Here is a 12,638-nt window from a genome sequence, read left to right as displayed (position 1 = left end):
AAATGCAAGAACATCTCAGTTGCTAACGTTTTGAACTTGCATTTTTAGTTGCTACTATTTTAGCGTTTATTATTATAATAAGGACTTACAGGCAGTTCTTTTTGCCACCTCATCAATTCAGCTTTCATCGTTTTTGCTATCTCAGGATGCTCACCTTTTAAATCGTTTTGTTGAAAACGGTTTCTAGCAATATTAAACAATTCAATTCGTTTACCTGATGAATCAGCTAATAGTTTCCAATCACCTCGACGCATCCCTAATTGCGCCCAATGATCTCGAGCTGGATTAGAGAATCCACGCCAATCCCAAAATACTGGTTTTGCTCGTTTAAAATTTCCTCCTGTTAACGCTAAGGTTACATCTTCTCCATCACTTTCGAAGCCTGCCGGTAACTTGGCTTTTGCAATAGCAGTAAAAGTAGGTAACAGATCCACCGCAGTGATCACCGATGTATGATCAATAGTATTAGCAGGCGTTTTACCCGGCCAACGCACGATAAAAGGTACATTTACCCCACCTTGCATTAAACTTCGTTTTTGACCACGTAATCCACCAGAACTGCCTCTTGAATTATATAGTTTACTATTTGTATCAGGTTTTGGCAGTTCTGGACCATTATCGCTGGAAAATATGATTAAGGTATTTTCATCAAGTTTAAGCTCTTTTAAACGTTGTAATAATCGGCCGATTTGTTTATCAGCTTCAGTGATCACTGCGTAGTATGATTTATATGGTTCAGGTGTTTCAGGGTAACGCGCTTTCATTTCTATAGTTGGCTTGATTGGAGCATGTGATTCATGGATCCATAAGTTAATAAAAAACGGAGATGTTCTATTTCTTTCGATGAATCCAATGGATTTATTTACTGCTGATGTCGTCAATAAAGCTGGCTTTACCCCTTTATAATCAGGAGTTGGCCCTACCCATACGGCTGAATCGTCATAGCCATAATCATTTACTTTTGGAGCATGACTTAAACCACCGCCACTTAAATGCCATTTGCCATAGTGTGCAGTTTTATAACCTGCTTGTTGCAATATTCTTGGCATCATCACAAGATCAGCAGGCAGCCAATCAGGCATATCATGCTGTTTATTAAGTTCTTCAGAGGCAAAATGCTGATGTACTTGATTACGTGCTGGATATTTACCTGTCATAACTGCCGTGCGACTGGGTGAGCAAACTGGAGAGTTAACGGTGAACTGCATAAAATCAGTACCTTGTTTCGCTAACTGATCAAGGGTTGGCGTTTTTATATAAGGATGACCATGTGAAGCTAAGTCTCCCATCCCCCAATCATCAGCAAATATAAAAATAATATTAGGTTGCTCTCTTTTAGATTGCTCGTTAGCTTGTAAACCTTGGGTAAATAGTAATAATCCAGCTAGATACAACATAAATGGAGCTTTTAAAAAGCTTATAAAGTTAGCTAAATATGATTTCATATTGAGTGTGACCTTGATTAATTATCGTTCTGTAAAATCTGTGATATGGCCAAAGCCATAATGACCATTGTGCATTTAGGCTATGACCTCTAAATCGTATTCTTTACTCGCTCTGTGCTTAGCAAGTTCAATTATTCAATATATAGATTATTAACCTTTAATAATATCATTCATATACTATTTCTGACAGCCAAAAACAAAAAACAAAAGATTCTTTTAGATATAATAAGTCATATTAAAAATTAATTTAATCAGGCTTCTTACGTTGAACGCCAAATAAACTTGAATTAAAAACCGATACAACCCAACAAAAATATGGCAACTAAATTCCCAAAGAAGATAAAAATAAATTTACATATAATTTACCGAATAAATCACATGTTTAATTATATTTAACTTATACTTTCATAAATTTCACTACATGACTCTGAGATACTCAATGAAATTACTGTTCTTACCTTTTTTGTCGTTCATACTGATTGCTTGTAATAGCGCACAGCAAAGTACCATTAGCACTCAACAAAAAAATGTTTCTCAACAACTCAGTACGCCAGATAATAGTGGTTACCCTGCTTCCTTGATGTGGAAAAATGGTGTACCCGTTTTAACTGTTAATCGCCCTGAAGATAAGCACTTAAGAGGCTTCAACCAAGACAAAACCATACTGGTTTGGCAAGCAGGACAACATCAAGTTGAAGTAAACCCTATCGAAATGGAGTTTCACTTTAGTACTACCAAGCAGAATAAATTTGAGGCGTTATCATTTCAGGTGTTAACAACAAACGACAAAACATATTCATTAAAACTACAGTTACCTCCTGAGTTGGATCATGCCTTCCCTATTCGCTTTATTGAAACCGGCAATTGGTATCAATACATATCATTTCATGAATTTTCTCTAGTACCAGATAATAATGTCGAACAGATTATTAATATAGAAGGGCATCTTGATTGGAAAGCTTGGCACAATTCTGGATCCATATCTTTAAGCTTGAACCCAACCAAGAACATTAATATTACCTCTATCAAACCAGTGTGGAAAAATAATGACAAAGATATAAATACTGCCGTCACAAATTTTGATAACCAAGCTTATACATTAACAATGTCTTATCATTTAACGGCAAATCAAAAAGTACAATGGTTTAATTTACAACCTTCCCCCGTTACCAATATCAAAATATCCTCGGATCACGCAACCGCAACCTTTGAACCGACAAGTAACGCATGGGAAATTCAACTACCAGAAATAGAAAAAACAAGAGCCCAAAGTAAAACCTCACCTGAAGTATTAGATAAAACAACCACTAATAGTTTTTCTTTAGCTAATGATAGTGCCGAGGAACAAACCGTTAATTTACGATTTATACATCCTAGACATTCCCAAACAGGATTTGTGCCTATTTTACGTGATAATAATGGCATTCAAACTGGCTGGCCAATTCAAGTAAGCAAAAACTGGCACATTCGTAAAGGTCGTCCACGCTTAACAAATGATGGAGGTTGGAGCCACACATCCCTTAGTTTAAAAGTTCCGGCAAAGAGTAATAACACTTATACCTATGAAATAGTGCATGCCAATTGGAATGGGGTACCAGCGGCATCGGTGGCACAACTGAGTTTAGTTGGTTGGGGCGGTAATGGTTTTTGGTTAGAAGCCGCTTTAGGCAACTGGAGTGAACACTTTTGTTTTCAACCTGGGCGTGCTTTACGTCGTTCAATGATTACTGATATCAGGCCCTTATTTCAAAAGGGCATGAACAACAAAAAAGATGATGATGGTTATAACTGGACTAGTAATGTTGGTGGCGGTGATACGGGTTTATTACATGATAGAAATGGACGTTATATTCCATGGAAACAAGCCAGAACAGAATTTCATTCCTTAGGCCCTATTTTATCTGAAGTATCTATCGAAGAAATCACTTCAGATGACTCAGCAAAATTACGCAGTACTTTTATCATTCCACGTAGCGATGATTTAAATCGAGCTTATATCAAACTTGAATTTGAAGTGCTGAAACCCTTCGATATTTCTCGTTTGGCATTATTTCAATTTGGTAATGATTATTATGCATCAGGCCATTCATTGTCAGTGAAATACGGTCAAGGTGATTCACTGACAGAAAAACGCACAAGAGTTAACGGCATTGCAAAGTCCCCAAAAAACTAAGTCAGTATCCACACCTTGGCTTGGTAATGCCCCTTGGGCCTTATTACCTGCAGAACTAAACCCTAAAAGTTTACGTAATGGTTATGGTAATCGTGCTGCAATATCGTGACTTTAGCGCCACAATTGCTGGTAAAAAACTGAATAACGCTTGGTTACATTCCTACAAAGTTGGAGATAACAACAAAGCAGATAATGTAAATATTGAATTAGGCATAGACCCTAAAATAGTGAAGTTGATGCCTGGTGATATTATCAATGCCACGATTGAAGTGCTGGCCTTACCAGCAAGTGCTGATTATTACCTTGGAAACGACACCACTATTAAGAAAATTATTAGTGGTAAAAATGGTATTCAAGCCTTAACCATCAATGAAGCGGTTAATAACCAAGTGACTATCACCAAAGCCGATGGCAGCAAAGTGCTGTCAACCCTCCCTCAGTTATCTTACGCCGACGCCTTACAAGGTTTTAGCGTTTCAGGCGGCCAAGGTTGGTATCCAATTAAAATTACAGGATCACCTCAGCCAAGCAAGGTTTACTGGGTCGAAGAAATAGATTCACGCTACGTACCATTAGGGAAACGCTACTATCAAGAGATCGAAGGACAGTGGAACTGGCAACCACAGCGTAATACTTGGAATAGTATATTAAGCCTACGCTCATTAGCTGATCACAAACAGATACGTCGTTTTAAGTTATTACCGAGGTAGCTAAGACAAGCGTGATAGAAAGCCATATAGAATAAAATCTACATGGCTTTTTTAGATACATAAATGTGTTTTGCTACTCAAATCCAAAGAAAACCTTCTAGAATATTGCTTTCGGGCAAGCTTTACATAGGCATATTTTGTAGAGATGACAACTAATTTTGTCCCGCTTACTAATTTTTGAGTTGAATCAAACAGAGTAAAATATACATGATATCACATGCAAATTTAGATTTTTACATACAACTAATCAGTCAATATCATTACATATAACAAGTCACATAAAATTATCTATCTATAAAATCAATCTATTATTTTTATGCCCCAAATAGAGTAAACCTTGTTCTATTAATCACTCTCCCCTCTTTAAAATAGTAATAAAAACAAAGAGAACATGCTATTCAATGGCCTTTCACAGATGTTTAGATGACTTAGCTTCATAAAGAATTAAACACAAAACCAATAAACTGCTCAATTTTTTTACAAAAAATATGTAAACAAATATGTGAACCCTTTGTAAATTCGTCTTTACAATAGAGTTAACATTAAGTACCTTTGAGTACAATAAACTATAAAAATACACTACAGATTAAAAATACCGAACAAACCGGTAAATATATTACACACACCTAGGAGGCACAATGAAACAACTACCTCGTAAAAAACAGCTAGTAATAGCCTGTGCGCAGGCGATGATACTAATGTTTGCGCAAAGTGGATATGCACAAGAAGAAACAAGTAACACTGGGGTTACTGCCGAAAAGGCGCAAGAATCTTTAACTGCAGTAGAAAGAAGAGCCAAGCAAAAAAAACTCGAAGATAACATTGAACAGATAGAAGTAATTGGCTATGCAGGTTCTGTTCAAAAAGCACTGGATACTAAACGTTATGCCAGTGGTGTAGTTGATACACTTATTGCTGAGGACATGGGAAAAATGGCCGATGCTAACGTAGCAGAAGCCATGCAACGTATGACAGGTATTTCAATTGACCGTGACGGCGGCGAAGGTACCACCATTAGTATCCGTGGTTTGGGTCCATCCATGAACCAAGTTTCTATGAATGGTCAAACCATGTCAGGAGTCGGATCATATGATCCAGCTGAACCTGATGCGGTTAATTCTGGCGTAAGCTTCGATACAATGTCAGCGGATATGCTCTCCCGAATTGAAGTCATTAAAACGCCTCAAGCGAGTACGGTTGAAGGTAGTTTAGGTGGTCGAGTTAATTTAAGAAGTAGACAACCGCTTGATAGTAAACGCACTCGGTTTACCGCGGGAGTTAAAGAAAGTTATAACGAATTATCAGAAAATATAAATCCATCATTTAAAATGGGTTACGTCGGACAGTTTTTTGATAATAAGTTTGGGGTAGGATTTGGTGCGACAAGTGAAATAACCCGTGGCCGAACTGACAGTGTTAACAGTACTGGCTGGAGACCAAAGGATGTAACTCACAATTATAACGGTTGGGCCTATATGCAGGAGGGCTTAACTCAAGATCCAAACTCCGCAGATATAAATACACCGGACCCAAGCAAACCTTTATACGGATATGACCAGGCTAACGGTCTTTTATATGATGGCAATGAAACACTTGTAGAAGATGTAGACTTTAATAGCTTGCGTAATTCAACGCAAACTGTGTATATGCCTGATCAATTTCAATATAGTTATACTGAAACTACAAAAAAGCGTAAGAATGTTAGCTTAAATTTACAGTATAAACCTAATGATGATTTATCATTTTATGCAAACGGTGTATACAATAATTTAATCAATGACAGTGAACGTTCACTTATGCGTTTAAATATGAGTTACGACCCTTTGCAAACGACTGTGACTGATACAAACGGAGTGGCGGTCGTTACTCCGGGCATAGACGGTCAGTACACTGGGGTAGACTTTGATGAAAATGGTACGGCTACCCGTGCTATGGATCTTATAGGTATCCGACAAATGATCATGTCATCAAGTTCTTTAGAAACCGATAACCTAACAACTAATATTGGTTTTGAATATGAAGATGAACTTTGGGTTCTCTCTGGCAGACTTGGCTTATCAATTGATAAGCAAGAACAATTAGCCTACAACCGTCTTGTAATACGTTCCTCATCTCAAACTATGGGTTGGGACGCGACTCATGATCCCAGACTTCCTGAATATGTTTATGGGCATACCACTAATGGCGGTACTGAATTAGCACTACATACAGGTGTTCATCCAGCAACTGGTGTTGCAGGGCTTGTAGCTGATCTTGACGGTTCTACAGTAGGACTTGACCCTGATGATATTCGCAATAACTATAATTACATCACGTTAAATAATGACCATATGTCCGTTGTAACTTCCTATCAAAATCAACGGGAATTAGAAGCGATAAATAGTAGTGCCCAACTCGATGTAGAATATTTACTTGATTCTGAAAATTTTGCATCAGTTGAGTTCGGTTTTTATTATACCGACAAGAGTACACAGACATATACTGATGCGCTTAATGTTGGTGTCACTGGTTTTAATACTATCTTCCTTGATTCAGCGGGTGCATCTGTTGACTTTCCAGTAGATAACTTCTTAGGTCAAACAGGTTCAGGAAGTGGTTTACCTCTGCAGGCACCAGTAACAGGATGGGCTTATGCTAATTATGAGATCATCAATAAATCGGTTATTGACGAATATAATAGATTTTACGCTATACCAGTAAACAATCTTGATGGCAGCTATCCGCAGATAACCAATGCGGACCAAATGAGAGGCACGTTAAACCCAAGTGGCAGTACTATTTTTGATGAAACCTATTCTGCTATTTATACTCAAATTAATGTGGATGCACTAGATGGTTTTTTAATCGGTGATTTTGGTTTAAGGGTGGTAAATACAAAAATTGGCACCGATGTTCATAACGGTGAAACTGCTACCGCAGCGGAATGTCAGAATGGCGTAACTTATGATAGAGAGGCATGTTTATTAAATTATGTCCATGAAACACAGACACATGATTACACCACCGTTTTACCTTCACTAAACTTGAAGTATTTGCTCAGTGAAGAGCTTATAACACGTTTTTCTATTGGCAAAGCTATGAGTAGAGCCAGATCACATCAAATTGACCCTAAACGACGTGTTGCTACAGGAACTCAAACCGTATACCAGGGTAATCCAGAGTTAAAACCTATCACGTCTGTACAACTTGATTTAACACTTGAGTGGTACTTTGATAAAGGCGCGATACTGTCAGCAGGCCTATTCCATAAAGATATCTCTAACTTCATATATAAACAGAAAAAATTGATCAATGACTTTTTAATCGATGCCAATGGTGACGCAGTGTTCGCGGATTATACAGAGTTGAATGAAGATGGGATTCTAGTCACTGAGAACAGAGAAGTTAACCCTTATTACTTACAGCAGGATGTTAATGGCGAGAGTGCGAAAATAACCGGTCTAGAAGCCGCATATAGCCAAAACTTTCACTTTTTACCAGACGATTGGTCAGGCTTAGGTGTCAATACGAATTATACCTATACCGACTCATCAGCCATTTATGAAGGCAATGATGCTAATGGTGTCGCCTTTAAAGATACGTTTGCTTTTGAAGGCACATCCAAACATACGGTAAACGCCTCTGTTTATTGGGAAAAATACGGCCACTCAGCGCGACTAAGTTACAACTACCGTACAGATTCTTTAAGTGATGCCATTACTGCACTTGGCGACAGCAGCTATACCGAAGCTTATGGGCAAATTGATTTTTCTGGACGATATAATATCAGTAAGTATTTAAAAGTTGGCTTGCAAGTGACTAATTTAACTGATGAATCTAATTATAAATACAACATGGCTATCAGTGATGGTTCAGGGTTAGACGGTGATGGCTACAAAAATAGAATATCTAACTATCAATTTAATGGTAGAACCGCACGCTTAACCATTGATGCTACCTTTTAATAAAATTTAAGTCTTGTAGCTGTGCTTTACAGATGAATATTGTAAAGCAAAGTTTAACTCTATTATAAAATAAGGAGCTAGAAATGTTGACACATTTAGCTTTGAATAAAAAAGTAATGATAGCCGCATGTATATGCGCCACCTTCATAGGTGCTGCTAATGCAAAAGCACCTGTAATATTAAATAATGCCCAATTAACGGATCATTATCTTAAGGCTGGTAGTCATTTTAGCGAAGTAAGAACTGATGCTGACGATTCTGACATAGTGTTGGAAGGTGAGTTTGATTTAACGGGTCATGCTTCAGCTGGCCAAGCGACTCAACAAACTCTAACAATAGATAGTCATGGCGTACCTTATAGTGCTTATTTATCTAGCGCTAATGATGATAATAATATTTACGTACTAAAGTTTGTTAACAATCGCTGGGTTCCCGCGGTAAGTGATGCCAGTGGCGAGGTTGCCCCCGTTATTTATGGTGACGCTGCATTTGGCGTATCTGCAGTGACTGCTGATGGCGCAACACCTTGGACAACTAACTTACCGTCAATACAGCTGACTACCGGTAAAGATGGTAATGTATATTTAGCTTATATTGACGTTAAAGCGGCAGAAGATCGAACTGCAGGCGAATCAGAGAACAACTTAAGAGTATTAAAACTAGTCGTTGCCGATGGCATTTCTTCTTGGGTGGCTATGCCATCAGTGGCTTTGCAGAATATTGATATCTTTAATATTGGTGCTGATTACATAGATATTGAAGTTGATTCGAAGGGTAATATATTTACACTTTTAACTAAGGTGGGTGATGGCACTAATGCTGCTTGGTTTACAAACTCTACTACTAGGTTAGTAAAATTATCAGCCGGCGCTAGTTCTTGGTTTAAAGTCGGAGGACCTATAACCACTCTTACCTCACAACGTCAGAATCAGTACCATACTGGAGCCTCAATAGCGATATCACCTAGTGATGAATTATATTTAGCCGCACAAACATATGTCGGTGTTGCAGGAAATGGTTCAGTACCCTTTGTGGTGCAAAAACTGGAGGCAGATAATACATGGACCGATGTAGGTGATCCAGATCAGCTTAGGTCAACAATGACAGGTATGGGTTCTAATACCGCAAGAGCGTGGGTGGCTAGCCCTACCAGTGATATTGAGATATCTGCATCAGGAAAAATTTATGTCGCGACTATGACACGACAAAATTATTTAAATGTTATAACTTTCGACCCATTTGAAGAAGCTGTTGGTGGCGCCGTACTGGAGTGGAAATCGCCGTTTGATATTTTAAGCACGCGATTAGACGGTCTAAATCCCGATTACAGCGGAGCGAATGTTTATGCTCCTAAGTATGTTGATCTAGAAGTGGGTAGCAATGACATTCCTTATTTGTCATTTCATAATTTTAATAGAGGAACGTCTCCTTTAGAAGTGGTAACCATACGTGATCAGTTCGTCGATGGTGAATTGGTGAAAGCATGGGTACCTATCATTTTTGATACGAATGAGACAACTTCTTCTTCAGGTGAGGTAGACCCTGACTTTTTAAGTTTAGCGCTAGGTTATAATGATAGACCTTATCTATTATATAGAGACGAATCAGGTGATAAACATTCTCGATTTTTAGTAGCAGAGGTAGAAAACTCTAACAATCTGATCCATTTATCAGTGACTGAGAAAGAGTTCGAAGCAGGTGAGCTTAAGCTTCAAGTAAGCTATGAAGATATTTTTGGTCCAGCGGTTACACCAGATGTTGAATTAGTCTGGAATGTAAATGGTGCGCATTATGATTTCTTCGACCCTATCGCCTTAGAAGATGGCGTTATTACCCTAAATGATGCAGTTTTACCGGACGGTGCAAATTTTAGATACCCATACTTCTTACTAGATGTTTATGCCAAACAGGCTGATGAAACGTCTCATACCAAACAAGAAAATGGGGTAACAGTACCTGATTATGCCACAGTAAAAGTTTCTTTTAAGTCAAGTCCTGATCCAGATGTGGTAGCAGCAAGGGAGTTTGCTTTTGTCGCTTATAACTGTGAGCCAGATGGTGATGAAGATGAAAACACCTGTACTGTCACCATGAATGAAAACGAAGAGTTACTGTTTGATTTTATTCAAAGTAAAACTCGACATATTGAAATTGACGGAAATCTTCCAGATGGTCTTAATTTTGATGTAAATGATTCAGACCCGACTAATGTAACGGCAAGTTTTAGTGGCAGAACTACATTTACAGCGGCTGCAGGGATTAATTCTCCTGGAGTGTACCAATTTACAGTAACAGCCTCTGACACTGCAACAACCACAGCAGATACTGAATCTGCTGTGGTTCAGATGACGATTAATGTTGTCAATGTAGAAAGAGATATTACTGCGGATTACAACTTAATTGCAGATGAAGGATCTACCTATAGTATAAAACCTGACTCAGCTGTTGCCGTTGAGTATTATAGCTATGAGATGGATGATGGTAACCTTCCATGGCTTAAATTAAATGCATTAAACGGTCAACTTACGTATAAACCAAGCTTTATTAATGTAGGTCAATATTCAGGGGTAGTATACGCCCATGGTTATGATGAAGTTGAGCCTGCTGCATTACCATTCACTATCGAAGTGATAAACATTCCTATGGTTTGGGATTTTGAAAGTGACCTTCGTTATAATGTGAATAATAACACTATCACCACTATCATTTCTGAAAATGCGGGATTCCCAAACTTTATCCCTACTGCTGACTCTACTATTGCTGTTAAAAGGTTTTATATTAAAACAGTGGCAGGTGAAGCATTACCTAATTTCTTAAAACTTGATACAGCTACAGGAGTCATTCGTGCTACCCCAGGTTTTGAATATGAAAGTAATGAACCTTATATATTTACGAGTGTTGCCGAAGGTTATGATGGTGAATATAAAGAAGTCACTCACCACGTTACTGTTACCCATGTAAATGCTCCGCCTATTGTTGAAGCTTTACAAGGGCCTGAAACTGATGGCCTAGAACCTGTATTGGTTGAAGTGCTATCTCAAATTTATGATCTTGACACTGAACAATACGGCGATGAAGTGTACTTGCTTACAGCTGAAGATAAATATTCACATACCGGTAAGGGTATATTAACACCGGTTGCTAATGGTTTTATTTATGCACCTCACATCCCTCTTACTGAGTTAGAAGCGCGACCTACGGATATTGCAGCAGAAGATGCGTTGATTACATTATATAGACCAGATGAAGTGGTTAATTTAGAGGTTCTTAACTCTGCTGATTCTGTAAGCGTTGATGCTGATGGATATGCTGTAGACATTACTGGTGAGTTAATATTAGATGATAATGGTGCTTTTATAAGCCCTACTATTGACGATGCAGGCATGGTTGTTGATGCAGTAACTGGCCTTCCTTTAAGTAATCCAAACATAGTGGTTATTTCTCCACGCGCTGACAAACTCGTTATTATTGATGAAATTGTTGCTGACTTAACTACACCAGATGATGGTGAGGTGACTATTACATTTACAGTCTCTGATGGCCAATTTGATGACGGTGAACTGGTTGAGGTTGAAGGTCAAGTGACTCTTTTAGTTCATGCTATACATGAAGAAAATTATAAACAAACATCTAGTGCTGGCTCATTGGGCAATTTATTAGCTTTATTTGCCTTAACGCTGTTGGTTCGTGTTTATAAGAGGAAAGCATAATGAAATTATTATTAAGTACTATTGCACTGAGTTTATTGGTAGCAACACCGGCTTTAGCCGCAAAAAAAGCCCCAAAAAAGAAAAATTATTATCCTTGGTTTGTGCAATTAAGTGTAGGACAGGTGGTAAGTAGTAACGCTGAAGAGCGTGCTGTGGAACATTTAACGGCTGCGGGTCATGAAATAGCAACGGTAGATTTTAAACAAGACTCAACAGGTTATATTTTTGAATTGGGTTATGAATTCAATGAAAATTGGGCCGTTACCGCAGGCTATTTAGATTTTGGAGACACCACATTTGATGTGACTAGTTTGACTGGTCATGGCGTTGAATTAATTGATGAAATAGCCCAATCCGCACCTAGATACGGAGATGGTAATACATTTTCACTTGTCTATAGTCTTGATTTAACGTCTGCAGTTTCCGCTTCTGTCGATGCTGGTATTTTATATTTAGAGTCAACATCTGAGGTAGAACTTGAATTTGTCACTTATGAAATTACAGACCATTCTATGCAGTATTTTATGAGTGCGGGTCTTGATTATAAATTCAATGATTATCGTGTAGGACTTCATGCACGTCATTATGAAATTGATAAAGTTGGCACAAATTGGGTTGGAGTGCGTTTGGGCTATCATTTTTAATTAAGCCCAAAC

At 38.1% G+C, this 12,638-nt stretch carries 7 protein-coding genes; 6 read left to right on the top strand and 1 reads right to left on the bottom strand.

Annotated features, from left to right (window positions below; genetic code table 11):
- Window positions 1–59: 59 nt before the first annotated feature.
- Window positions 60–1,445 carry a sulfatase-like hydrolase/transferase gene (locus GQR87_RS07730; RefSeq protein WP_158968113.1) on the bottom strand — a complete coding sequence of 462 codons (1,386 nt, stop codon included), beginning with the start codon at window positions 1,443–1,445 and terminating at the stop codon, window positions 60–62.
- Between the two features lie 439 nt (window positions 1,446–1,884).
- Between GQR87_RS07730 and GQR87_RS07725 the strand changes: the two genes are divergently transcribed.
- From GQR87_RS07725 to GQR87_RS07705, 6 genes are all read left to right on the top strand, one after another.
- The gene (locus GQR87_RS07725) at window positions 1,885–3,618 is read left to right on the top strand and encodes a hypothetical protein (RefSeq protein ID WP_158968111.1); all 1,734 of its coding nucleotides are present in this window, start codon (window positions 1,885–1,887) and stop codon (window positions 3,616–3,618) included.
- Window positions 3,596–3,727, top strand: a complete 132-nt coding sequence (locus tag GQR87_RS22535) for a hypothetical protein (protein WP_255456465.1) — start codon at window positions 3,596–3,598, stop codon at window positions 3,725–3,727. Before GQR87_RS07725 ends, GQR87_RS22535 begins: the two co-directional genes overlap by 23 nt.
- A complete protein-coding gene (locus tag GQR87_RS07720; RefSeq protein ID WP_158968109.1) occupies window positions 3,696–4,328 on the top strand; it encodes a hypothetical protein in 633 nt (210 codons plus the stop codon). Before GQR87_RS22535 ends, GQR87_RS07720 begins: the two co-directional genes overlap by 32 nt.
- 638 nt (window positions 4,329–4,966) lie before the next feature.
- Window positions 4,967–8,272 (top strand): TonB-dependent receptor, encoded by a 3,306-nt coding sequence (locus GQR87_RS07715; protein ID WP_158968107.1) that lies wholly within the window; start codon window positions 4,967–4,969, stop codon window positions 8,270–8,272.
- 83 nt (window positions 8,273–8,355) lie between these two features.
- A complete protein-coding gene (locus tag GQR87_RS07710; protein ID WP_158968105.1) occupies window positions 8,356–11,982 on the top strand; it encodes a hypothetical protein in 3,627 nt (1,208 codons plus the stop codon).
- Window positions 11,982–12,626, top strand: coding sequence for an outer membrane beta-barrel protein (locus GQR87_RS07705; RefSeq protein ID WP_158968103.1), 645 nt, complete (start codon window positions 11,982–11,984; stop codon window positions 12,624–12,626). Before GQR87_RS07710 ends, GQR87_RS07705 begins: the two co-directional genes overlap by 1 nt.
- Window positions 12,627–12,638 lie beyond the last annotated feature (12 nt).

The sequence above is a fragment of the Paraglaciecola sp. L3A3 genome (genome assembly GCF_009796765.1).
Lineage (GTDB): Bacteria > Pseudomonadota > Gammaproteobacteria > Enterobacterales > Alteromonadaceae > Paraglaciecola.
Note: the sequence above shows the minus strand (reverse complement) of the source record. Positions and strands in the feature narration are given on the sequence as shown.